Genomic DNA, 23,345 nt, shown 5'->3' with positions numbered 1-23,345 from the left:
GCTTCAGCAGATCTTTTCCCTTCTGAAAAGCAAAGTTAATACCGTTCCCTTTTGTAAAGTATAAGTATAAAACAAGCTCGTCCCTGCCGAATTACATCTGGCAGGGACGGGCTTTTTTATGCTTATACTTCCACCAATTGCTACTCACATCCCAGAAATGCATCACTGCCAATCGGGGCGCCGGGTGGCAAATCCAGTTGGCGGCTTGGCTGTATCTCTTCAGAAACAGGTCGGTTCAGGCGGGCCAGTGCTAAAATCAGGTGGGCATGGTAGGCATTCTCTCCGTAGCTTCTATATCTTTTCTCAATAAATTCTTTTATCTCTTGTAGCGCTGCAGTGGCGGTAGCACGGGCCTGGTAGGAAGCGTCTTCGTTCTGTGCCAGTGCCAGCAAATGCGTAAGTACCAATTGCTCCGTTTGCAGCTGTACCATTTCCTCCAGTCCTTCCTTGCGACGGCTTTTCCAGGTGTTGTTTACGAGTTGCGTCACTACATCCAGCAGGCTGAGGTTGTTGCCGCGGGCGCCCAGTTCTACCAAACGCGAGGCGCGCTCAGGGTGCAGCAGGAAGGACAGGGTGAAATCGGCGGAAGCTTCGGCAGCTGCGAGCGGATCGAAGGTAAGGCCGGTGTGTTTGGCAAAAAGCTCGCGGCTGTCGCGTACGCCGGGTGCGCGTGGCGGAATCAGGGCAATGATGTTTTCGGGCAAAGTTAAAACCTCCGGCGAGAGCGTTTGCAGCAGCGCATCCAGTGCCTTTTGCTGTTCGCGCTTGTCTACCACTTGTGTTACCACCTGCTTGTCGCCGCGGGTGGCATATGTATAATTAATGCCGCCAACCAGTTTGGCTGCCGCTTCGGTTTGATAGCGGTGATAATTGTAAATCGGTACAAGTACATCTTCCAGTGTGCTCATGGCCATGCCGGGCTTGATGTTGTTCTCCGAGAAGTTCTGCAAAGCTTTTTCGCGTATTTTCAACACCTGCAGCAGCTCGTTGGTGGCGTTGGGGCCATTGTCCCAAAGGTGGGCCAGGGGATGGGCACCGCCCGGAGCACGGGCATCGCGGTCGGAGATGAAAAGCTGACCTTGGGCGATGCCGTTTGCCAGCAGTTTGTTCAGTGCTTCCTGCTCATTGGTGCCTTCCGGGAAATCCTGGTAGCCGTACGTGATGGCCAGTTTATCCCAGCTACCAATCCCTGATTCGTAAGCGTGGCTCAAATCAATTTTACCGTCGCGTGTCAGCTGCACCTGCGGGTGTGGGTAATCCATCACCGAAGCATTGTCGTTTACGCTGGCCGCATAGTTGTGCATCAGGCCCAGCGTATGGCCCAGTTCGTGCGCCGACAGCTGCCGGATGCGTGCCAGCGCCATGTCCATCATGGCTTTGTTTTCCGGTTTACCCGCTTCATAAGGCGCCAGCAGCCCTTCGGCAATCAGATAATCCTGGCGCACCCGCAGCGAACCCAGGCTCACATGTCCTTTGATGATTTCGCCGGTACGCGGGTCAGTAACTGAGGCTCCGTACGACCAGCCACGTGTGCTGCGGTGCACCCACTGGATAATGTTGTAGCGGACATCCATGGGATCGGCCGAGTCGGGCAAGATTTCTACCTGAAATGCATTTTTATAACCAGCTGCTTCAAAAGCCTGGTTCCACCAGCGGGCGCCTTCCAGCAAAGCTGTGCGGATGGGCTCAGGTGCGCCATTGTCTATATAGTATACGATGGGTTTAACGGCTTCTGAAACAGCTGCGCCAGGATTTTTTTTCTGCAAACGGTGGCGGGCAATGTAGCGCGTTTCGATATCGCTGTTAATAGGCGAGGCGTAGTCGTAGAACGAGATGCCGAAATAGCCGGCGCGCGGGTCCATCGAGCGTGGTTTATACTTGTTGTCGGGCAGCTCTATAAAGGAGTGATGTTCGCGTAGGGTAAGCGCCTGCGCATCGGGCGCTACTTCGCGCACCAGGCGGCCGGCATCATCGCCCCCGGTAAACGTAAGGGTGGCTTCAAACTCTGAATTCTTCGGAAAGTTTTTGGTGCGCGGCAGGTATAAGGCACAGCGGCTGGCGTCAAGGTTATAGCTGCCTTGCCTGGCGCGTTTTATACTTCCGGTTACATCATGCGCATCGCGCAGCAGGAATTCGGTGGCATCTACCAGCACTTTGCCCTTTTCTTCGGCCTCCGCTTTAAACCCCCACAGTATCGATTGCGCAAAAGATTCTTCCACGGCGCGCTGCTCATTTTTGTTGCCGGTGATGGCGCGGTAAGCGAGGTTGGGCTGTACGAGCATCACTTTCGGGCCGACACGGTTAAAGTATACTACCCGCTCACCGCCCAGTTGCCCACGGTCCAGGCCAATATCGTTGGATCCGAGGCCAGCAGGCAGCGAATTTACGTACAGGAACTCCTGGTTCAGCTTGTCTATCTCCAGCCATATCTTGCCGTTAGGCGCATCGTAGTAAAAGGTAAAGTAGCCGGGATATTTTTTCATGCCGGCAGTTTTTGAAGCGATGGTGGGGAGTTCCCGGGCAAAGGTGGCGGATGCCGTCAGCAACAACAGAAAAAGCCAGAGACCAGGGGTAACATTTTTCTTCATGAGCGTGCAATGTATAAAATCAGGGTTAGGCGCATCGATGATAAGCAATTTTGGAGAAATCCGGAAGCAACGGCTTTAATTATCAGCCCCCTTCCTTTTATTGAGGCAACTTGTTGCGGCGAAAAAGTGGAAGATTCAACAAACCTGGAATGAACTAAAACGATTCAGCATTATGGTGATGCAGAACAGGTAAAATGTCTCATTGTTTAAACTTCTTTTAGCAACAACCTGAATAATTTTTTGAAAAATCAATGTAAAACTATACATTACTGCTTCAAAAAGTGGGTGCTCAGTTTTGCGTGTGCGTAATAGTGCCCTTTGCCAGCCTTGTGCGCTGCAGCATTACAATATCTTAAAAGTGCATGTGCTCTGTATCAGCCTGAAGGAAGATTCATTGTTTTAACTAAATTTTATATAGAAATGGCAGAAGATAAATCCCTTGGTTCGCCTTCGAATAAAACAAGGAGAGACTTTATGAAAGCTGGCGCCCTGGCTGCCGCCGGCTTTATGATTGTACCGCGCCATGTGCTGGGCGGCAAAGGCTTTATTGCGCCCAGCGACCGGCTTGTGGTAGCCGGTGTGGGCGTAGGCGGCAAAGGAGAAAGCGACCTCGCCAATTTTGCCAAAAGCGGTAAAGCCGATATTGCTTACCTGTGTGATGTGGATGACAGGAGGGCTGCGGCGTCTATTAAAAGATTTCCGAAAGCAAAATACTACAAAGACTGGCGCGAGCTCTTCGACAAGGAAGGAAAGCATTTCGACGCCGTATCTGTTTCGACGCCGGACCATAACCACGCTGTTATAGCAATGCATGCGATGGAAATGGGCAAGCCTGTGTATGTGCAGAAGCCGCTGACGCATGACATTTATGAGGCCCGTGCTTTAACAAATGCCGCCAAAAAGTATAAAGTGGTGACACAGATGGGTAACCAGGGCGCCTCCAACGACGGTACCCGCCTGATGGCAGAATGGTATGATGCCGGTGAAATAGGGGATGTGCATACCGTGTATTGCTGGACAGACCGCCCGGTATGGCCGCAGGGTATTCCGTGGCCCGCTCCGGCAGCAAAAGTGCCGGAAGAACTGGACTGGAATCTGTGGTTGGGTACGGCACCTTATAAAGACTATGTAAACCAGTTGGTGCCCTTTAACTGGCGCGGGTGGTGGGATTATGGCACGGGCGCCCTCGGCGATATGGGCTGCCACCTGGTGGAAGTTCCTTTTAGGGTATTGGGTTTAACATATCCTAAAGCGGTGCAGGCAAGCGTGGGAAGCGTTTACGTGGATGAATTTAAGCGGGGCTATTTCCCGGAGAGCTGCCCGCCTTCCAGCCACGCCACCCTCACCTTTCCGAAAACGAATAAAACCAAAGGAGACATTACGCTGCACTGGATGGATGGCGGCATTCAGCCTACCCGTCCGGAAGAACTGGGGCCTAACGAAGTATTTGGCGACGGCGGAAACGGCGTGCTACTGATAGGTACGAAAGGAAAGATGATGTGCGGCACTTACAGCGAAAATCCGCAGCTGCTGCCTACCTCAAGAACAAACCAGGTGAAAGTAAAACAGGAGTTTGCGCGCGTACCTGGCGGGGCAGATGGACACTATGCCCAGTGGGTAGAAGCCGCTATTGCCGGTTACGGCAAGAAAGAAGTGAGCTCGCCATTCGAAACCGCAGGGCCGCTGACAGAGGCGCTGCTCATGGCGAACCTGGCTATCCGGGGCTATGATATTCGTGTGCCAAAGCCTGATGGCAAAGGTTTTGATTACCCTGGCCGCAATATTGAACTGCTGTGGGACAACAAGAACATGCGCGTTACTAATTTTGATGCCGTGAACCAGTTCGTGAAGCGCGATTACCGTAAAGGCTGGACGCTGGGTGCATAAATTGCCCACTGAAGTATAAATCCGGTGTATAGCAGTTTGTTGTTTATACTTGCAGGCGGCAATATTACACGAAGCTATACTTTCTTATCTGTTATTCTGAAAGTGGTACATCCCGGGTTTGTCTCGGGGTATCCTGGTTAGAGGAATGCTTAGGAGATGTAGAGACGCAGCATGCTGCGTCTCTACTCGCCGGCAAAATCCCTGCTGTTACCAGAATGGCTGGTGATGCCGGGCAGGTATAATCCGGTACGCGCGACAAGTATAAACGTGTTCTCCGGCACTGGATTAATACTTTTATATTTGTTTAATTTATACTTAAAAACACCTATACTTATACATTATACTTCTGAAAATACATGCATAAAAAATTACGGTTAGGTATGATCGGTGGCGGACAAGGCGCTTTTATAGGTGGTGTACACCGGATAGCAGCCCAAATCGACGGGATGTACGAGCTTGTCTGCGGCGCTTTCAGCAGCAACCCCGAAAAATCAAAAGCCAGCGGCGAGCTGCTGGGCCTGGCCCCGGATCGCGTTTATACTTCGTACAAGGAGCTGTTTGCACAGGAGCAACAATTGCCGGAAGAAGAGCGGGTACAGGTTATTTCCATCGTTACGCCCAACCATGTGCATTTTGAGCCCGCCAAGCTGGCACTGGAAAGCGGCTTCGATGTTATCCTGGACAAACCCATGACTTTTTCGCTGGAGGAAGCCCTCGCGCTTCGCAAGGTAGTGGAGCAAACGGGCAAGCTTTTTTGCCTCACCCATACCTATACCGGCTACCCGATGGTGAAAGAAGCGCGGCAGATAGTAGCCTCAGGCAAGCTGGGTAAAATACGGAAAGTATACGTGGAGTACCCGCAAGGCTGGCTGAGCACCTTTAAAGAGGGTATTGAAAACAAGGATCTGAAGCAGGCCTCCTGGCGCACTGACCCCAGCCAAAGCGGCATTGCCGGCGCTATGGGCGACATCGGCACACATGCCTTTAACCTTGCCGAATATGTAAGCGGGCTGGAAGTAACCAAACTCTGCGCCGATATCAACATTGTGGTGGAAGGCCGCCAGCTGGACGATGATGGCGCTGTGCTGCTGAAGTTTGATAATGGCGCCAGCGGCGTACTGTTTGCCACCCAGATAGCTGCCGGCGAAGAAAATAACATCAAAGTGCGCGTATATGGCGAGCATGCCGGACTGGAATGGCAGCAGGCCGATGCCAACTCACTGCAGCTGAAGTGGCTTGATCAGCCAACAGAGATTTACCGTACCGGCGGCATTTACACCAGCTCTTACGCCCAGCACAATACGCGTACGCCGGCCGGTCACCCCGAAGGTTACCTCGAAGCTTTCGCCAACCTGTATCGCAATTTTGCCTTATGCGTGCAGGCCCGGGAAGCAGGCGAACAGCCGAAGCCGGAATGGCTTGATTTTCCGGGTATGGAGGAGGGCGTGCGGGGCATGGCCTTTATCGAACAGGTGATTGCCTCAGGCAAATCAGATAAAAAGTGGACCGATTTTACAACTAAAACTATATGAGAACTATGAAAGGGCCAGGCATATTTCTGGCACAGTTTATTGGCGACACCGCCCCGTTCAATAGCCTTGAGGCTATCTGCAAATGGGCCAAAGCGATTGGTTTTGAGGGCGTGCAAATCCCGACAACCGACAGCCGTTTTATTGATCTGCAGCAGGCAGCTGAAAGCAAAACGTATGCTGACGAGATAAAAGGCATTGTAAACGAAGCCGGCCTGCAGATTACGGAATTATCAACGCACCTGCAGGGGCAACTGGTGGCCGTGCACCCGACTTACGACAAGCTGTTTGATGGCTTTGCGCCGGAAGCTTACCGCAACAACCCACAGGCCAGAACCGAATGGGCCGTGCAGCAGCTCAAGTATGCCGCCAAAGCCTCGCAAAACCTGGGCCTGAATGCCAGCGCTACCTTTAGTGGTGCTTTGCTGTGGCCGATGGTATACCCCTGGCCGCAACGCCCGGCCGGACTGGTGGAAACCGGATTTAAAGAGCTGGCCAACCGGTGGCTGCCTATCCTGAATGCCTATGACGAAGAGGGCGTAGACCTGTGCTACGAAATACACCCCGGCGAAGATCTGCATGATGGCATTTCGTATGAGATGTTCCTCAAAGAAGTGAACAACCACCCGCGGGCCTGCCTGCTTTATGATCCCTCGCACTTTGTGCTGCAGTGCCTTGATTACCTGGCCTACATCGACCATTACCACGAGCGTATTAAGATGTTCCATGTAAAAGATGCGGAGTTTAACCCGACCGGTAAGCAAGGCGTATATGGCGGATACCAGGGATGGGTAGATCGTGCCGGGCGTTTCCGTTCGCTGGGCGATGGGCAGGTAGACTTTAAGGCTGTTTTCAGCAAGTTGACTGCTTACGATTTTGCAGGCTGGGCCGTAATGGAATGGGAATGCGCCCTGAAACACCCTGAAGATGGTGCACGCGAAGGCGCTGAGTTTATCAAAAATCATATTATTCACGTAACAGATAAAGCTTTTGATGATTTTGCCGCTTCCGGCACTGATGAGGCTTTAAACCGTACACTATTGGGTATCTAAATTTAACAACTTAAACAAAAAACGATGAAAAAAACATTTTTGATATTAGGCTGCTGCGCGCTGCTGGCTGGTTGCGGAAGCAATGAAAGAGCAGATGGCTATGATAAGGCCTATGACAGTAATGCTGTGGCTGAAGAGGAAAAAGGCATTGCGCCGGCACCTTCTGCTGAAGAAGCAACTGATGCCGCCGCGCCCGCCGAAGCAGATGCAGGTGTAGCCGATAATGCTGAAGCTGCTGCTACAACCGATGGTGCAGATAAGGAAGCTGCGCAGAGTGAAAGTTTTGAGAAAGGTGAAAGCCTGATAGCTTCGTCCGACTGCCTTTCATGCCATCAGATAGACAAAAAATTAGTAGGACCGGCCTATAAGGATGTGGCAAAGAAGTATGAGGCAACCGAAAAAAATATAGATTACCTGTCCAGCAAAATCATTCAGGGCGGCGCCGGCGTTTGGGGCCAGATCCCGATGACACCGCACCCGGATCTGAGCAAAGAAAATGCCTCAGAGATGGTAAAATATATTTTATCATTAAACAACTAATTCTGGATGATACGAAATACCATCGCCCTTTTGCCGCTGGCAGTAATGTTTGCCTGCCAGTCGCCTCAAACCGATACAGCAGCCACTACCCCGGCCAGCAGCCCGGATAGTACCAATGTAACTGCCACTGCAACAGAAGGAGAGTGGGTTAAGTTATTCGACGGAGAGACAACCAACGGCTGGCATACTTACGGGCAAAACACCGTTGGGCAGGCCTGGCAAGTGGAGGACGGCACGCTGCACCTGGATGCGTCCAACAAGCAGCCTGGCAGCAGGGGCGACCTGGTAACAGACAAGGCTTATGATGATTTTGACCTGAAGCTGGACTGGAAAATATCAGAAGGCGGCAACAGCGGTATAATTTTTTATGTGCACGAAGATACGGCGCAATACAACGAAACCTGGAACACGGGGCTTGAAATGCAGGTGGTGGACAACGAGCGCCATCCCGACGCAAAAATACAAAAGCACCGCGCCGGCGATTTGTACGACCTGATTGCCGCCAATCCAGAAACAGTAAAACCGGCAGGAGAGTGGAACCAGGCCGAAATCGTCAGCAAAGACGGGCAGTTGGATTTGTATCTGAACGGCACGAAAGTAGTGTCTACCACGCTTTGGGACGATAACTGGAAAGAGCTGGTTGCCGGCAGCAAGTTTGCCTCCATGCCGGGCTTCGGTACCTATAAATCAGGAAAGATAGCTTTGCAGGATCATGGCAACGATGTATGGTTCCGTAACATCATGATTAAAGAACTTTAACACCAAGCTTTTTATAATGCCGGAGCCGGATCGAAGAACGGCTCTTAAAAATGTACCGGCAGGTACTGCTGCCATAACTGTTTCAGGTATGATAGATCCTTTACCGGCCGGTGCCGCAGCCGTTACCAGATTGCAGGGAAACATCAACCATGCCGTTTGCCGCTGGTGTTTCAGCGATATGACGGTGGAGGCGCTTTGTGCCACTGCAAAACAGATGGGCATCAAAGGTATTGATTTGGTTGGCCCTCATGACTGGCCCGTACTGCAGAAGTACGGGCTTCAGTCTTCTATGTGCAATGGCGCCGAAATCAGCCTGACAGAAGGCTGGAACGACAGGCAGTACCATCGTCAGCTGGTGAAGAGCTATACGGATATGATTCCGCTGGTGAGCAAGGCCGGCTATAAGAATCTGATCTGCTTTAGTGGCAACCGCAATGGCATGGACGATGAAACCGGCCTGAAGAATTGCATGGAGGGTTTGCGGCAGGTGCTGCCTCTGGCTGAAAAACACGGAGTGGTGCTGGTAATGGAACTGCTCAACAGCAAAATAGATCACCAGGATTACCAATGCAACCACACAGCCTGGGGCGTAGAACTGGCCAAGAGAACCGGCTCCGAAAATTTCAGGCTCCTCTACGACATCTACCACATGCAGATAGATGAAGGCGATGTTATCCGCACAATCCAGGGCAGTTATCCGTATATTGCCCATTACCACACAGCCGGCGTACCGGGACGCCACGAGATTGATGAAACCCAGGAGTTGTATTATCCTGCCATTATGCGGGCCATTAAAGAAACAGGCTTTAAAGGATTTGTAGCACAGGAGTTTATTCCTGCGCAACCCGACAAGCTCGCTTCACTGAAGCAGGCCATCAGCATATGTGATGTTTAAGCAAGTTTAAAACAGATAATTCACATTTATACTTCTACTTCAGAACAATGAACAAAAGACGTACTTTCCTTCAACAACTGGGCATGCTGTCAGCAGGTTTTATGCTGGCGCCCGCCATGGTTTCATGTAATCAAGAGAACAAGTCTGCTGCTGAAACGACTGCTACAGGAGATGAACCTGCTGCAGGCAACACCGCCACAGCTGAAAAAGCTGCTATCAGTGCGGTAGGGCTACAGCTTTATACTTTGCGCGAGCAGCTGCCGGCTGATGTAAAAGGGGTGATAGCCAAGGTTGCCAAAGCCGGCTACAACGATGTGGAAACCTACGGCTACTCAAAAGAGAACGGGTTCTGGGGCCTTGAGCCAAAAGCTTTTAAAGCGCTGCTGGACGAAAATGGCCTGATATCGTCGAGTGGGCACTACGGGCTGGAGGGTTATCTGGGAAAAAGCAATGAGGATGAGCTGCAAACAAACATAGCGGCGGCCGTAGCAGTGGGGCAAAAATACCTGACAATTCCACACCTCGGAGAAGCTATCCGCAGTTCTGCCGATGCTTACAAAACTTTGGCTGAACGGATGAACATGGCTGGCGAAATATGCAAAAAGGCTGGCTTGCAGTTAGCTTACCACAACCACAATTTTGAATTTCTGCCGCAGGGCGATACCACCGGATACGAAATTCTCTTAACTGAAACTAATCCTGACCTGGTGAAGTTTGAAGCCGACCTGTTCTGGATGGTGAGAGCCGGGAAACAGCCTGTTGATATGTTTGAGCAGTATCCGGGTCGCTTCCCGTTGTGGCATGTGAAAGACATGGATAAAAACAACCAGGATCTGAACATCGAAATCGGCAGCGGCAGCATCAACTATAAACAAATTTTTGATCAGGCAAAAACAGCGGGCCTTGAAAGGATTTTTGTAGAGCAGGAGAACTTTGCCGAAGGCATGGATCCTTACCAAAGTATAAGCCAGAGCTATGATTATATTAAAAAAACGCTGATTAGCTAATCCATTGCTGTATGCTCCTTCAGTAGGCAAAGTCTTATACTTAAAAGAGCAGCTGCCCCTTGGCAGCTGCTCTTTTAAGTATAAGACTTTGCTGATATCACACAAAGTATAAAACTGTGTGGCTGAATTGCGGAGGGCACCCTATAGTTATGAGGCAATAGGCCGGGCATAAGCCTTTGCGTCTTCAAGGCTGATCTCGGGGCCACTCATAATCACGAGGCGTTCCACCACATTGCGCAGCTCGCGCACATTGCCGCGCCAGTCCAGTTGCTGCAGGTATTCGAGGGCGTCGGGCAGCATGGTTTTTGGTTTGTTGCCGTAGTCGTTGGCAATGTCGTTCAGGAACTTTTGCACCAGATCCGGTATGTCCTCGCGGCGCTCGTTCAGGGGGGGCACATGTATCAGGATAACGCCCAGGCGGTGGTACAAATCCTCGCGGAAATTTTTTGCTTCTATCTCATCCAGCAGGTTTTTGTTGGTGGCTGCTACCACACGCACGTCCACCTGAATATCTTTATCGCCACCCACGCGGGTAATTTTGTGTTCCTGCAGCGCCCGCAGCACCTTGGCCTGTGCCGACAAACTCATATCGCCTACTTCATCCAGAAACAAAGTGCCGCCGGTAGCCTGTTCAAATTTGCCAATGCGCTGCTTTACTGCCGAGGTAAAAGAGCCTTTTTCGTGGCCAAACAGTTCACTCTCTATCAGCTCACTCGGAATGGCGGCGCAGTTTACTTCTATCAGGGGGCCATTGCTGCGGTTGCTGTGCTCGTGCAGGGCGCGCGCTACCAACTCCTTGCCGGAACCATTCGGGCCCGTTATCAGGACGCGGGCATCGGTGGGAGCTACTTTTTCGATGGCTTGTTTTACGCGCATCAGTGCCGGTGAGGCGCCTACCATCTCGTACGTTTTGGAGATCTTCTTTTTCAGAATTTTTGTCTCCGTCACCAGGCTCGATTTGTCGAGGGCGTTGCGCACCGATACCAGCAGGCGGTTGAGATCCGGCGGCTTCTGCAGAAAATCATAGGCTCCTTTTTTGGTAGCTTCCACCGCGGTGTCGATGGTGCCATGGGCCGATATCATGATAAAAGGCGTGTCAGGGGTGAGTTCCATTGCTTTCTCCAGCACCTCAATGCCATCCATACCCGGCATTTTAATGTCGCAAAGCACCACATCATATTTGGCTTTGCCCATCAGTTGGAGCGCCTTTTCTCCGTCTTCGGCTTCGTCTACGTTGTAATCTTCAAACTCCAGTATTTCTTTGAGGGTGCTGCGGATGGCACGCTCATCATCTACAATCAGAATTTTAGGCATATTGTGCTTGGTTTATCGGAAAGCTAAGTATAAATAAAAAACAGCCGCTTGTCAAGCGGCTGCTGCCTTGTACGGTTAAAACCCGTTTTTAGCCAGGTGTTTGTTGGTTGTTTACGGCTAAACGTGTATGTTAATTAAAAGGGTGTCATGCCCTATATAGCAACCGATTACTTCACTTTGTCCTTCTTCTTTCTGGCAGGTTTGCATGCTTTACAAAAGTCTGGCAGCGCTGCTATCTCTGTTAGAATTTGTTGATGATAGGCCTCCATTTTATCTTTATCAAATGAAGTAGAGGCATACATGTCTGACTGCCGTTTTGCCATTTCAGCTTGTATCTCTTCCTGTGCCTGCTGGAAGAAGTTGTAATTTGAGAACGTTCCCTTTGCTTCGTATACACGTTTTCTGAGCTTACGGGCGTAGAGTTCCATCAGGTCAAAGTCCATCTGAGCATACTTCAGCAGGTTTTCTGTGTCTTCCCCTTCCTGAAGCCACGAAGCAGCAGGATTGAAATACACAGTTACATTCTTGTTGAAATTCTTGGTGAGCATAAATTCATAGTTGCTCATAGCGTAGCCAAACTCAAGGTTTGCGGCCAGGTAATAGCTTTGCGAACTATGCGTTTCCGGGGCTTGCCCGGTAAAGTCGCTTGCAGCTAGCTTTCGGCCTTCCTGCCACTCAACTTTAGTTTGCCCCATCGCCTGAAAGGCGAAAAACAGGAAAATAAAGGGCGTAAGCTTTTTAATCATGTGAAGTACAATTATTTGTTCTCCACAAAATTAGTATACATAATATAGAAATAAAAATATTATATATATTAATTATACCTGCGTCAGATTCTCAGATGATTTGATAGAAGTCTACTGATACTGTATATACAACGGCTTGGGATTGAGTGCTAAAATCTCTTCAGGCGTCATCAGTCTATTGCTCTTTTTCAGATCATTTTTATAGAAAAGTTTAAAGCCCGTAAACTGTACCGGCTCTTTCTGGATGTATCGGCGGTACGTGTCGCGCTTCAGGGTATGGTGGCCCCAGCCGTCCATGTGCATCACCACCTGCACTTCGGGGCGCAATTTGATGTCCTGGTAATTCGTAACCATGCGCTGCGTAAAGCGGTGCACAATCAACAGCTTGGGTGGCAGGTTGTTTTCGTTTACCAGATCGGCCAGAAACTGTGTGGCATAGTTAATATCCGCAGCATCGTACGTGCCGATTTTACGGCCCGGTACGCCGCCGTTTTTCATGGAGAACTCCGGGTCGATACCTAAATGTACCTGCGGCAGTTTCAGGTATTTGGCCAAGGGCGGCAGTTCTTCCTGCAAGGTGCTCTGGCCTACCTGTAAATCCAGAAACACAATAGCATCGCGCTTTTTGGCTGTTTCCAGCACGCCATCAATCATCTTATCGCTCATGCGCAGCCGGTATTTGCTCCCTCTGCCGGGCTGCCCCTGTGCGGTAACCACAATCACGTGCAGGGCAGGCTGCACCGGCGTCAGCGAGTCGGCTTTCTCCCAGACGGCCACTTCTTCATCCAGCTTTGCCAGCATTTGCTCAGGTGGCAGTTCGCCAAGTATGCCCATGCGTTTAGAAAGCGGATTGCCATAAAAAGCAACTATGCGCTTGCCCGGCAATATGGCGCCAGGCAAAGGTTGCGGCCCCGGATAATCTACCGTGCTGGCAGCTGTCGGTTCCGGCTTTTCGGCTACAAGCGTAACGGGAGTAGTTGCTGTATCAGTGGGGACTGCGGCTACAGGGGCCGCGGTATCTGCTACAGAAATTTCTTTGGGAGTGGTTGCCACCGCACCCGATTTTATTTCCTTTTCCTGGGTGCAGGCGCCTGTTAACAACAGGATGCAAAGGACAGCCGCCGCTTTAGAAGTATAAGTTTTAAGATGAAGCGTGTTTTGGTGTTTTAAAACGGGTAAACGAAACAGGGCATTATCGGTAAGCAGTCGGCGCAATGTCATTGTACAAAGTATAAGCGTAGTTGAATTGCTGAATATAAGAGCTTTCCCCGACAAATGTGGGATAGTGGTTCCAAATTTTAGTAAAGTTTAACAGCTGCCCGGCTTATTTGTGGGTATAGTGCCGCTTCAGCCATTGGCTTAAACCCTGCAGGCCCGGAAAAAGCACCCGCTCCGTTATGTTCGACTGGTCGAGTTTATCACGTACTTCCCATTTCAGGCTGGCCGGAATAATTATCCGGAAGTATAGCTCGGGGTGTTGCTGTAGCCATTGGCTCAGTTCAGCCTTCACATCCGACATCATTGAGAACAGTGCATACTGATGCGTGATGCGGGCATCCAGCGAAGGCGGCTCCAGGAATACCACGAATTCCTGTTCCTGAAAACTCTTAAGGGCCCTTAAGGATGGGGCCACGGGCTCCAGCATTTCCGGCGTAAACACGTTAGAGCCCTCTTCTTTCAGCGCTTTCTTCAGCGGGACCGGTAAATAGTCGCTCGTCCTTACATAGTTTACGCACCACACCGCGCCATCTTCATCATACTTGGTCAGGTCCTGGGTGGCAAAGTGCAGCGCTACCAGCGGCGAATACGTCCAGTCGAGGAGGCGGGTAGGCAAGCCATGATGCTGGGCTACGGCGAGCCAGTTCCAGATAGAGTCGCCGGGCGAGGCGTTGCTATGGGCATACTTGCGGAAGTTGCGCAGCAGGTGCTGCTCCAATTCCTCGTACCTGCTGCCGATGCGCATGATGCTGGTGCTCAGGTCAAATTCTTTGTTCCAGTTGCCACGGTATACATAATTCGACCGAAACCGCTCTATTTTACTTTCCCAGCTATGGTCGAAAAGAGCAGCCTGTAATTCTACCCAACTATTCACTACAACGTCTTCTCCGGATTCCATAAGGTTTGCTTTTGGGGTGTATAGCAATCATACTACAAAGCCGGTGCTAAGTTGCAGCAAAATGTTACTCAATTTGCCTGCCCTGTGCTGTTTTTTGGCGATAAGCTGGTTGTAGCAGGTCTTGTAATTGCGCGTATGGCAGCAACAGTTCCGTGTCGCCAAATGCCCAGGGGCCGATTTCATATGGGTTGTAATAGAGCAGCAAGCCTTGTCTGGTAAGCGCTGCATTTTGAGGCAGCGGCAACTGGTTGTCCGAAACAAACAACCCTGCTTCTACCAGCAGTTTATCACCGGCGATATTACGTACTTCCCGGAATTCTTTTTCGGTCAGCGCTTTCAGCCGTGCCGTATCTGTTACCATTTGCGGCAGCGTGAGTTGCCGGCCCGTGCTGTCAAAACTCTGGAAAACATTATAGGCGTTGGGGTGCGCACCGCCTGTATTGTAAAAAATTTCGAAGCGAAGCGACGTTACGCCCGGCGAAGTATAAATGGGATTGCCATTTACCTGCAGCGCCCACCCGGCCATAGCCGCTGGCATATCGGGCATTGTTTCCATGTCTTCCACAAAATGCTGCCGCTGTTTCAGGAAAAAATCTGCTAAATCTGAGGCGGCATTGCCTGTTGACGTTGTATCCGCATCGGGGTTAAAGTCGAGTTTCATACTTTGCAGCCGATGCTCTACATAGCGGTTTATACTTTGCTTCAGGTTGTTGGGGCCAGCCACCGCCACCGGGTAAGTAATATTTACTTTGGCGCAGGTGCTGCTATCGGGGCCGCAGTCGCCGGAAGTACGCTGCACTGTTTTGATGTCGAATCGAAGCTGTGCCGGCGCTGCTTCGTTTTGCGCCGTTGCAGGTGTGTCAATGTTGTTTTCCTGTTGCTGCCGGCAGCTGCAAAGGCACAGCAATGCAAAAACAGTGATGGTCGGTTTGAGGAGATACATGGGTTTATTTATACTTGTTGTTTTATGCTTATGCTGAATCTATACTTACGGCTGTTTATCTGCAGTACCTGTTTTGGCAGCTTGTTTTTGTGTTGCAGGAGCGATTTAAGACGCTAAGCCTGCCAAATATTTCAAAGACGGTTATTTTTGTTATCTATAAAGGTAGAAGAAACCGGCAGCAGTGAGATAAGTATGACTGTTTTTATACTTCAGAACAGCCCCAGTTGCTTGCCGCTGCGGGTGCAGAAGTGGCTATAGTCGTAGGGGCGGTGGCTGCGGCCTGCCATATACTTCTGCTTGCTCATTTTAAACAGGTTGGCAATCGCTTCGGCAAACTTGCCCTCGCCGGATATGCGCGTGCCGAAGCGGCTGTCGTTGAGCTGGCCGCCGTGGCAATCGGCAATCTGGTGGAGCACCTTGTCTGCCTTATCCGGAAAAGCCTGCCGGATCCAGTCTTCAAAAATGGGGCCGATGCTGCCGTTTAGCCGCACAATAGTATAAGCTGCGTTGCAGGCGCCTGCTTCTGCCGCCTTCTTAATAATCTGCGGAATCTCGGAATCATTCAGGCCGGGTATAACGGGCGCTACCATCACGTTCACATCCAGCCCTGCTGCTGCCAGTTGCCGCACCACCTCCAGCCGTTTGGCGCCGGAAGCAGTGCGTGGTTCCAGTTTTTGCCGAAGCTTTTCGTCCAAGGTTGTAATGCTGATATTCACGTGCACCAAATCCAGTTTGTTGAGTTCCTGCAAAAGATCCATGTCCCGGAGTATAAGCGCGTTTTTGGTGATAAGGCTTACCGGATGGCGGTATTGCAGCAGCACTTCCAGGATGCGGCGCGTCAGCTTCTTTTTTGCCTCGATGGGCTGGTAGCAGTCGGTGTTGCCGGCCAGCATAATGGGCATTACTTTCCAGTTCTTGTTCTCCAGTTGCCGGGCCAGTACCTCGGGCGCATTTTCTTTGATGATAATCTTCCGTTCAAAATCGAGCCCGGCGCCATAGCCCCAGTACTGGTGCGTGTTGCGGGCATAGCAGTAAATGCAGCCGTGTTCGCAGCCCTGGTAAGGGTTCAAAGAGTAGGAAAGGCCGATATCAGGACTTTCTACCCTGTTCACGATTTTCTTCGGGTTTTCTATAAAGAATTCCGTCCTGGAGTTCGAGATCATCGGTTCATCCAGCCCTTCGATGTGGCCGGCCACATATTCCTGTTTCAGGTAAGGATTAGCAGGATTATACTGTGCGCCGCGTCCTTTCAGATATTCTTCCGGTTTCATAGTTTTATTTGTTGTGGGTTTCGGGATGAGGATTGTTTTTTTTGTGTCTGTAGGCATGTAAGCGGTTGCATAGCTAACAAGGTGATTGCGTCTTCCAGACACTCGCGGGTCTGAAAGACGCCGCGAGGTCATAACTGGTAAGTATAAGCTGCTCATACCTGCACACAGAGCAGTTCCTCTAAATGCGTGGTGTAGCGGTTTGACCGGTAGGCGCTCTTCATTTTCCAGGGATTCTTTCGGTCGTTTTCGTTCTCATCATAAACGCCCTGTGCCGCCGCAGTAACTGTTTCCTTTCCCCATTTGGCGTTTATACTATCTACTGCCTGCATCAGGCGCCGGTGCTTTGCGCGATCTATGGTGTCGAGCAGCGGTAGCTGTGCCTGCGCTTCGGGGCAAAGTTCCGACACGATAACGCCGCACTTTTTGTAGCGATAGCCCGGCCTGAACAAAAAGGTTAAAGCCAGTTTGGCATAATGCAGCAGTTCTAAAGTGCTGCTGGTAGCGGCAGGCAATTGCAGTGTTTTGCTGTTGTAGTAAGCCTGTTCATTTTTAAAAGGATAGGCCTGCAGGAAAACCGTAACGGCACTGGTACAACACTGCTGGCGGCGTAGCTTGGCTGCACATTGCGAGGCATACAGGGCAGTTGCTTCCTGCAGCAGTTCGAGGTCAATAACCGGCTGGCCAAACGACCGCGACGTACAGATATGTTGTTTATTGGCTGCTACCTCCTCCAGTTGCAGGCAAGGCTCGCCGCGCAGCTCTTTTACCGTGCGCAGCCCCACCACCGTTAGGTGTTTTTTCACAAAGGCGTCCGAGGCATCAGACAAGTCTTTGGCTGTATAAATGCCAAAGGCTGCCAGTTTGTGCGCGTGCTGCCGCCCGATGCCCCACACAGCGCCTACTTCCGTTTGCTGCAGTGCTTCTGCTATGTCGGCGGTGTTTTGCAACAGCACGACATGATTTGCACCTGCTGTTTTCTTGCAAAAGCGGTTGGCCAGCTTCGCCAGGGTTTTGGTTGGCGCAATGCCTACTGATACCGGTAGGCCCGTCCATTGCATTACTGTGTGGCGTAGCTGCTGTGCCTGCTCACAAGCGCTCCGGCCTTTTAAGTAGCTCATGTCCAGGAAAGCCTCATCAATAGAGTATACTTCCAGGTGCGGCGAAAAATGCGCCAGCGTCTGCATCACCCTGGCCGACATATCGCCATACAAAGTATAGTTGCTGCTGAACACCTGCACATTATTCTCTTCCAGCAGCGGCTTTACTTTAAAAGCGGATGCACCCATGGGTATTCCCAGGGCTTTTGCTTCCTCCGAACGGGCAATAATGCAACCATCGTTGTTAGAGAGCACTACGATAGGCTTGCCTTCCAGCTTCGGGTTGAAAGCCCGCTCGCAGGAGGCGTAGAAGTTGTTGCAGTCTACCAGGGCCACAAGCGAGGTCATGCTTCCAGCTTTATTTTATGCAGCGACCATACCACCACACCCCAGGGCTTAAAGTCCATCGTTTCGTTCAGCTCCAGCGGGTCAAACTGTTTGTTGGCAGGCTGCAGGTATAGCTTCTCGTTGAGGCGCACCAGGCGTTTCACGGTAAACTCGCCTTCTATCACGCCTATAATAACCTGCCCTTCGCTGGCTTGTAACGAGCGGTCTACTACCAGAATATCGCCGTCGTGCAGGCGGGCATCCATCATGGAATCACCTCGTACCCGCACCAGGTAAGTGGCAGGCGGGTTGCTGATGAGCAGCTGCTGCAGGTTGGCGTTGTCCTCTATATAATCGTCGGCTGGCGAGGGAAAACCGGCAGCCACATAAGATGCCGCCAGTGGCAGATTCAGATCCAGGGTATCAGCCGGCACTATCTCAATATTGGGTGGCAACTGCGTAGGAAATGGGTATAAAAGTTTTTCTTTCATAGTTTGTTTCGTTTATCTGAAGCCAAATATACAGGTTTGGCTAACAATATTAGTATATTATACTAAATATTTTAGTAATTAGTTTTCAGAATATATGGTTTGAAGAAAATAATGAAGACCAGGAGATTATTATATGCCTGAAAGAAAGCAGTTTGCCAAAAGGCTGCAGCATCTTAAAAGATGAGTTTTCAGTATCACAAACTATGGCTATACAGGAAAAAACATACGTGGTAAATGGCATTACTTTGCACGTGGCAGAAGCAGGTGAGCAGACAGGTAAGGTAATTTTGTTTCTGCACGGTTTTCCGGAGTTCTGGTACGGCTGGAGGAAGCAACTGACCTACTTTGCCGGCAAAGGCTTCAGGGCAGTAGCGCCCGACCAGCGCGGCTACAACAGGAGCAGCAAACCCGCCGGTGTAAAAGCGTATACCATGGAAAAGTTAACGGATGATATTGCGGCGCTCATCCGGCAGCTAACGCAGGAGAGCGTATACCTGGTGGGCCACGACTGGGGCGGCGCTGTGGCCTGGGTGATGGCAATACGTTACCCGGACTTGCTGGAAAAACTTATTATCCTGAACATGCCGCACCCGCAGGTGATGAAGGAAAATCTAAAGCACAATCCGAAACAGATGCTGAAGAGCTGGTATGCGGGCTTTTTCCAGCTGCCGTTTCTGCCGGAACTGGCCGGCAGCATTTTCGACTATAAACTGCTGGAACATAGTATGAAATCATCAGCTAAAAAAGGCACTTTTTCTGATGCGGACATGGCGCATTACAAAGCCGCCTGGCAGCAGCCGAAAGCTCTGGCAAGTATGCTGAACTGGTACCGCGCCTACAAGTATAACCGGCTGAATTTAGCAGGAGACATAACCGTACCGACGCTGCTGATTTGGGGAAGGAAAGACACTTTTCTGGGGCAGGAGATGGCGCAGCCAAGTATAGCCAGGTGCAAGAATGGCCAACTGGTATTTATAGACAACGCTACCCACTGGCTGCACCACGAGAAACCGGACGAAGTAAATCACCTGATAGAAGCTTTTATAAACCAACCCTGATGTTTTGCGGAAATGTGTGGCTGCCATCAAAGTATAAACCCTGCCGGAATTGTTCCGGCAGGGTTTATACTTAGTTTGTATTTATACTTGTCAGACTTAGTTGCCGGGCCATGCATTCCACGGAATGCGCGCTAAAATGAGCACCAGCGCAATGCCGTAGAAAATGTAAATAGCACGGAAACCTTTGTTTGTGCCAACCGCACGTTTGGCACGGGCATAGCCCACGGTGATAAGTATAACGGCGATAATCATCATCAGCGGGTGCTCCAGGATATAAAGCCGGGATACAGAATCCTTCATGGCAGCGCCCGAAAAATTAGATGCGCCAAGCGGTGAAACAAAGTATAAAATCAGGCCAACCACCCACTGCAAATGCGTTGGTATTAAACCGAGCAGCGCCATTTTGCGGTTGCTGTCAGTAAACGGTTTATTCCCGGCGCTGCCAGCTACTGCGCTGATAATGGCTATCACTAAACCCAGCAGCACAAGATAAGCCAGGTAGGAGTGGAGATGCTGTAATGCTGTGTACATAGTATGTATGATTTTAGGGTTATAAAAAGCTTCGTTACCGGCAAAAGTACACTCTTTTACTTAGTATCCGCTAAAATGGCAGGTTGATTTTGGGAGAAGAAGGAGCAACAGCACATACCCGGAACGCCTCAAAGGCCAGTTTGCATAAGCGGTATACTTAAAAGCTGCAAAAGCCAACTGTGCCGGCAGACGGCTGAAACCCTGCAGGTTTTTAAACCTGCAGGGTTTACTTTATTCAGGAAACATTATTCCGTTTTAAGCGAGCTTACCGGGTTGACCAGGGCCGCCTGTATGGCTTTGGCACTCATCGTGAGCAGAGCAATTAAGAGGGTGGCCAGGCCGGCAAGTATAAATGGCCAGTAATCCAGGCTGATGCGATAGGTGAAGTCCTGCAGCCACAGTGTCATGAGGTAATAGGCAATTGGCGCGGCAATCACAAAGGCAACCAGCACCAGTTTGATGAACTCTTTGGAGAACAGCACCGTGATGTTGAAGACAGAAGCACCCATTACTTTGCGGATGCCTACCTCTTTGGTGCGTTGCGCTGCCATAAAAGCGACCAAACCATACAAACCCAGACAGCCGATAAAGATGGCGATGAAAGAAAATATCTTGAAGAGCTTGTTCTGCCGTGCTTCGTCTTTGTAAAAGTCGGCAATCGTTTGGTCCAGAAACTCATAGTTGAACACATCATCCGGGTAGGCCATGTTCCATACTTTTTCCAGGTGATTGATGGCCTCCTGCTTCCGGCTCATGTCAATTTTGGCAGACAGGAACCTGTAGTCCTTGGGGCTGGTGAACATGATAGTAGGGTCGATGGGCTGCTGCAGCGGGTTTTGGTGAAAATCCTCCACTACGCCGACGATCGGAGCCTTAAAGCTGCCGGGTCCCACAGCTATGGTTTTACCAATGGCATCCGCCGCGCTTACGATCCCTAGTTTGCGGCGCATGGTTTCGTTAATCAGCAGGGCAGCAGAGTCGCTGTTGGAGTAATTACGCCCTGCCAGCAGCTTGATATTGTACAGGTCCAGGTAGTACTCGTCTGCAAACTTCATGTTGGCCTGAAAGTTCTCGTTCTCGCTGGAGTTGTTAAAGGAGAAGCTGGAACCATGGGTCATGTTAGAAGAGGGTGGCGCGGTGGCAAAACTCACTTTTCGCACAGCAGGATCACGCAATAATTCCTCGCGGAGCGGCATCATCTTTTCGCCTGCCTCGATGGGCAGCTGTACCGTGATCACCGCATCTTTGGTGAAGCCCAGCGACTTGCTCCGGAAATAATCCATCTGGTCGTTTACCAGAATGGTGCAGATGATGAGCACCTGGCAGATGGTAAATTGCAGCACCACCAGTCCCTGCCGGATGGACATTCCCGCCACCTGCTGCGTCGTTATCCGGCTCTTAAGGGCCGCTATCGGCTGGAAGCGCGACAGGATCAGAGCCGGGTATAGGCCGGCAAAGAGCGTAACCAGCAGCACCTCTGCACCCAAAAACAGCAACAGCACCGGGTCCTGCAAAATGCTAAAGGTTATTTTCAGCTCCAGCAGGTCGTTGAGGTAAGGCAGGGCCAACTCAGCCAGTATCACCGACATAAATGTAGCCAGCAGCGTGATGAGGAGCGTTTCGCCAATAAATTGCAGCATCAGCTGGCCTTTGCTGCTGCCCAGCACTTTGCGCACGCCTACCTCTTTTGCCCGCTTCACAGCCTGCGCCGTAGCCAGGTTCACGAAATTAATGCAGGCCACCAACACCAGGAAGATGCCAATCAGCGCCATTGACCAGATAATCTCCCGGGAAATGGTGCGGTTGCCATAGTTGCCAAAGTCGGCGTTAAAGTGCAGGTCGTTCAGCGGCTGAAAACTGTAGGTTTCCTTTACCAGTTTGCTATCGGGTTTGTGCCCTTCCAGAAACCTGGTCAGTTCCGCCGCTTTGGCTTCCGGCGATACTCCTTCCGGCAACAGCACGTATAGCTGGTGGTTGCTCCAAAGCGAGTTAAAGCTGGTCAGATCAGTGGTGGTGTAGTTTTTAAACGAATCGTGAGAGATCAGCATCACAAACGGGAAATCGGTGTTAGACGGAAAGTCCGGCACCACAGAAGTAACTTTCAGCGTGAGCATGTTGTTGAACCTGATCATCTTGCCCATGGCATTTCCTTCGGGAAAATATTTGTCGGCAATATGCTGGGTGAGCACCACATTGTTTGGCGCGGCCAGCCCTTGCCGCGGGTCTGTAGCGCCAGTTTCAAAATCAAACATATCGAAGAACTGCGGCTCGACGAAGGCAATGGAGCCCTCCTCCCGGAAACGCTTCGGCGCATTGCCGTTATCACCCAAAATATTGATCTGAGCACCTTCTTCTACATACATTTGCGTAATTTTCTCTAGACCCAGGTTGCCGTTGCTACGCATCAGGCGTGCTATCGGAAAGCGTGTGCCGGGGTTTTTATCCACCCCATCGGCAAAAATCATATTAGTGTTCACCCGGTAAATCCGATCGGCTTTGCTGTGAAAAGTATCATAACTCAGCTCATACTTAATCACCAGAAAGAGCAGGATGCTGCAGGTGATGCCCAGGGCCAGCCCGGCAATGTTGAGGAAGCTGTAGCTCTTGTTACGCAGCAGCGAACGGAAAGCTGTGAGAAAGTACATTTTAATCATAGTTATTAGTGGTTTGCTATTGTCTGGTTGAAAGGCCTCGCGGTGTGCATAGCTCCCGCGAGCGTCTGTTGCCTGCTACGAAGTTTTCGAAAATCTCCCAGACACTTGCAGGAGCCTCCGAAATGCTTCGGGGCAGGTGCGCACGTGGCGAGGTCTTCGGAAGCTTCTGATCCAACCATCCTTTGCCAAGACCTGTGCCAGAATCATAAAACCACGATCTCTGCTCATTAGAGCGGGAAAGCATATTTTCCTGTGTCCATTGGCGGACAAAGACTGTCCGCCAATGGACAAGGTACAGCGTATTTTATTTTCGGAAAATTGTATCTTAGGGCAGACAGGTATAAAAGTATGGGAAATGGATTTTCCTGAATGTATAAGTATAAAGTCTGTTGTAACTGCGCTTTGGCGCTACGCAGAAGTTAAACCAGGCTTACTGATGCTGCGCTGCCGCAAACAAGTATAGATTTGGCACAATATTTTATAGTATAGCGGAAGGCACAGGTATAAATCCATTACTTTACATTCACTCATTCACGCAAT

General features: G+C 50.7%; 19 protein-coding genes. 8 read left to right on the top strand and 11 right to left on the bottom strand.

The features are described 5' to 3' along the window. Positions 1-140: 140 nt before the first annotated feature. Positions 141-2,588, bottom strand: coding sequence for a zinc-dependent metalloprotease (locus I2I11_RS13620; RefSeq protein ID WP_196268270.1), 2,448 nt, complete (start codon positions 2,586-2,588; stop codon positions 141-143). Positions 2,589-3,008: 420 nt separating this feature from the next. Between I2I11_RS13620 and I2I11_RS13615 the strand changes: the two genes are divergently transcribed. The 7 genes from I2I11_RS13615 to I2I11_RS13585 all read left to right on the top strand — a co-directional run bounded on the left by I2I11_RS13615 (position 3,009) and on the right by I2I11_RS13585 (position 10,257). Continuing rightward, a complete protein-coding gene (locus tag I2I11_RS13615) occupies positions 3,009-4,475 on the top strand; it encodes a Gfo/Idh/MocA family protein (RefSeq protein ID WP_196268269.1) in 1,467 nt (488 codons plus the stop codon). 356 nt (positions 4,476-4,831) lie between these two features. Next, positions 4,832-6,007: a Gfo/Idh/MocA family protein gene (locus I2I11_RS13610; protein WP_196268268.1), complete on the top strand. Its 1,176-nt coding sequence runs from the start codon at positions 4,832-4,834 to the stop codon at positions 6,005-6,007. Further along, positions 6,004-7,056 (top strand): sugar phosphate isomerase/epimerase family protein, encoded by a 1,053-nt coding sequence (locus tag I2I11_RS13605; RefSeq protein WP_196268267.1) that lies wholly within the window; start codon positions 6,004-6,006, stop codon positions 7,054-7,056. Before I2I11_RS13610 ends, I2I11_RS13605 begins: the two co-directional genes overlap by 4 nt. Positions 7,057-7,080: 24 nt before the next feature. Further along, positions 7,081-7,596 (top strand): c-type cytochrome, encoded by a 516-nt coding sequence (locus I2I11_RS13600; RefSeq protein WP_196268266.1) that lies wholly within the window; start codon positions 7,081-7,083, stop codon positions 7,594-7,596. 6 nt (positions 7,597-7,602) lie between these two features. After that, positions 7,603-8,355, top strand: a complete 753-nt coding sequence (locus I2I11_RS13595) for a 3-keto-disaccharide hydrolase (protein ID WP_196268265.1) — start codon at positions 7,603-7,605, stop codon at positions 8,353-8,355. A gap of 16 nt (positions 8,356-8,371) precedes the next feature. After that, positions 8,372-9,250, top strand: a complete 879-nt coding sequence (locus I2I11_RS13590) for a hydroxypyruvate isomerase family protein (protein ID WP_196268264.1) — start codon at positions 8,372-8,374, stop codon at positions 9,248-9,250. Between the two features lie 47 nt (positions 9,251-9,297). Continuing rightward, the gene (locus tag I2I11_RS13585) at positions 9,298-10,257 is read left to right on the top strand and encodes a sugar phosphate isomerase/epimerase family protein (protein ID WP_196268263.1); all 960 of its coding nucleotides are present in this window, start codon (positions 9,298-9,300) and stop codon (positions 10,255-10,257) included. A gap of 147 nt (positions 10,258-10,404) precedes the next feature. Here I2I11_RS13585 and I2I11_RS13580 read toward each other — a convergent pair whose 3' ends face one another. The 8 genes from I2I11_RS13580 to I2I11_RS13545 form a co-directional block, all read right to left on the bottom strand. Next, complete coding sequence (locus I2I11_RS13580; protein WP_196268262.1) at positions 10,405-11,571, bottom strand: sigma-54-dependent transcriptional regulator; 1,167 nt, start codon at positions 11,569-11,571, stop codon at positions 10,405-10,407. Positions 11,572-11,738: 167 nt separating this feature from the next. After that, positions 11,739-12,317, bottom strand: a complete 579-nt coding sequence (locus I2I11_RS13575; protein ID WP_196268261.1) for a hypothetical protein — start codon at positions 12,315-12,317, stop codon at positions 11,739-11,741. Between the two features lie 111 nt (positions 12,318-12,428). Beyond that, positions 12,429-13,538 (bottom strand): hypothetical protein, encoded by a 1,110-nt coding sequence (locus I2I11_RS13570; RefSeq protein ID WP_230680266.1) that lies wholly within the window; start codon positions 13,536-13,538, stop codon positions 12,429-12,431. A gap of 103 nt (positions 13,539-13,641) precedes the next feature. After that, on the bottom strand, positions 13,642-14,433 hold the full coding sequence (locus I2I11_RS13565; protein WP_196268260.1) for an FRG domain-containing protein: 792 nt from the start codon (positions 14,431-14,433) through the stop codon (positions 13,642-13,644). A 64-nt stretch (positions 14,434-14,497) separates the two neighbouring features. After that, a complete protein-coding gene (locus I2I11_RS13560; RefSeq protein ID WP_196268259.1) occupies positions 14,498-15,376 on the bottom strand; it encodes a DUF3298 and DUF4163 domain-containing protein in 879 nt (292 codons plus the stop codon). A 209-nt stretch (positions 15,377-15,585) separates the two neighbouring features. Beyond that, the gene (locus I2I11_RS13555; protein ID WP_196268258.1) at positions 15,586-16,647 is read right to left on the bottom strand and encodes a PA0069 family radical SAM protein; all 1,062 of its coding nucleotides are present in this window, start codon (positions 16,645-16,647) and stop codon (positions 15,586-15,588) included. 152 nt (positions 16,648-16,799) lie between these two features. Next, positions 16,800-18,092, bottom strand: a complete 1,293-nt coding sequence (locus tag I2I11_RS13550; RefSeq protein ID WP_196268257.1) for a Y-family DNA polymerase — start codon at positions 18,090-18,092, stop codon at positions 16,800-16,802. Beyond that, positions 18,089-18,562: a LexA family protein gene (locus I2I11_RS13545; protein ID WP_196268256.1), complete on the bottom strand. Its 474-nt coding sequence runs from the start codon at positions 18,560-18,562 to the stop codon at positions 18,089-18,091. The genes I2I11_RS13550 and I2I11_RS13545 overlap by 4 nt, the downstream gene beginning before the upstream one ends. 203 nt (positions 18,563-18,765) lie before the next feature. On the opposite strand from I2I11_RS13545, the gene I2I11_RS13540 reads away from it, so the two are divergent. Then, on the top strand, positions 18,766-19,620 hold the full coding sequence (locus I2I11_RS13540) for an alpha/beta fold hydrolase (RefSeq protein ID WP_196268255.1): 855 nt from the start codon (positions 18,766-18,768) through the stop codon (positions 19,618-19,620). Between the two features lie 96 nt (positions 19,621-19,716). Here I2I11_RS13540 and I2I11_RS13535 read toward each other — a convergent pair whose 3' ends face one another. Together I2I11_RS13535 and I2I11_RS13530 are read right to left on the bottom strand one after the other, a co-directional pair. Continuing rightward, entirely contained in the window at positions 19,717-20,151 is a 435-nt protein-coding gene (locus I2I11_RS13535) for a hypothetical protein (RefSeq protein WP_196268254.1), read from the bottom strand. A gap of 245 nt (positions 20,152-20,396) precedes the next feature. Beyond that, complete coding sequence (locus I2I11_RS13530; RefSeq protein ID WP_196268253.1) at positions 20,397-22,805, bottom strand: ABC transporter permease; 2,409 nt, start codon at positions 22,803-22,805, stop codon at positions 20,397-20,399. Positions 22,806-23,345 lie beyond the last annotated feature (540 nt).

Origin of the sequence: Pontibacter rufus (genome assembly GCF_015694705.1) — a bacterium.
GTDB classification, from domain to species: Bacteria; Bacteroidota; Bacteroidia; order Cytophagales; family Hymenobacteraceae; genus Pontibacter; species Pontibacter rufus.
The sequence above is the reverse complement of the archived record's forward strand: the minus strand, read 5'-3'. Positions and strand labels throughout refer to the sequence as shown.

What these genes read in the sequence shown, in the direction of transcription:
- I2I11_RS13615 (WP_196268269.1), top strand. Translation starts at nt 3,009, where the DNA reads ATGGCAGAAGATAAATCCCTTGGTTCGCCTTCGAATAAAACAAGGAGA.
- I2I11_RS13620 (WP_196268270.1), bottom strand. Translation starts at nt 2,588, where the DNA reads ATGAAGAAAAATGTTACCCCTGGTCTCTGGCTTTTTCTGTTGTTGCTG.
- I2I11_RS13595 (WP_196268265.1), top strand. Translation starts at nt 7,603, where the DNA reads ATGATACGAAATACCATCGCCCTTTTGCCGCTGGCAGTAATGTTTGCC.
- I2I11_RS13540 (WP_196268255.1), top strand. Translation starts at nt 18,766, where the DNA reads ATGGCTATACAGGAAAAAACATACGTGGTAAATGGCATTACTTTGCAC.
- I2I11_RS13535 (WP_196268254.1), bottom strand. Translation starts at nt 20,151, where the DNA reads ATGTACACAGCATTACAGCATCTCCACTCCTACCTGGCTTATCTTGTG.
- I2I11_RS13570 (WP_230680266.1), bottom strand. Translation starts at nt 13,538, where the DNA reads ATGACATTGCGCCGACTGCTTACCGATAATGCCCTGTTTCGTTTACCC.
- I2I11_RS13545 (WP_196268256.1), bottom strand. Translation starts at nt 18,562, where the DNA reads ATGAAAGAAAAACTTTTATACCCATTTCCTACGCAGTTGCCACCCAAT.
- I2I11_RS13575 (WP_196268261.1), bottom strand. Translation starts at nt 12,317, where the DNA reads ATGATTAAAAAGCTTACGCCCTTTATTTTCCTGTTTTTCGCCTTTCAG.
- I2I11_RS13565 (WP_196268260.1), bottom strand. Translation starts at nt 14,433, where the DNA reads ATGGAATCCGGAGAAGACGTTGTAGTGAATAGTTGGGTAGAATTACAG.
- I2I11_RS13560 (WP_196268259.1), bottom strand. Translation starts at nt 15,376, where the DNA reads ATGTATCTCCTCAAACCGACCATCACTGTTTTTGCATTGCTGTGCCTT.
- I2I11_RS13600 (WP_196268266.1), top strand. Translation starts at nt 7,081, where the DNA reads ATGAAAAAAACATTTTTGATATTAGGCTGCTGCGCGCTGCTGGCTGGT.
- I2I11_RS13610 (WP_196268268.1), top strand. Translation starts at nt 4,832, where the DNA reads ATGCATAAAAAATTACGGTTAGGTATGATCGGTGGCGGACAAGGCGCT.
- I2I11_RS13605 (WP_196268267.1), top strand. Translation starts at nt 6,004, where the DNA reads ATGAGAACTATGAAAGGGCCAGGCATATTTCTGGCACAGTTTATTGGC.
- I2I11_RS13585 (WP_196268263.1), top strand. Translation starts at nt 9,298, where the DNA reads ATGAACAAAAGACGTACTTTCCTTCAACAACTGGGCATGCTGTCAGCA.
- I2I11_RS13530 (WP_196268253.1), bottom strand. Translation starts at nt 22,805, where the DNA reads ATGATTAAAATGTACTTTCTCACAGCTTTCCGTTCGCTGCTGCGTAAC.
- I2I11_RS13550 (WP_196268257.1), bottom strand. Translation starts at nt 18,092, where the DNA reads ATGACCTCGCTTGTGGCCCTGGTAGACTGCAACAACTTCTACGCCTCC.
- I2I11_RS13590 (WP_196268264.1), top strand. Translation starts at nt 8,372, where the DNA reads ATGCCGGAGCCGGATCGAAGAACGGCTCTTAAAAATGTACCGGCAGGT.
- I2I11_RS13580 (WP_196268262.1), bottom strand. Translation starts at nt 11,571, where the DNA reads ATGCCTAAAATTCTGATTGTAGATGATGAGCGTGCCATCCGCAGCACC.
- I2I11_RS13555 (WP_196268258.1), bottom strand. Translation starts at nt 16,647, where the DNA reads ATGAAACCGGAAGAATATCTGAAAGGACGCGGCGCACAGTATAATCCT.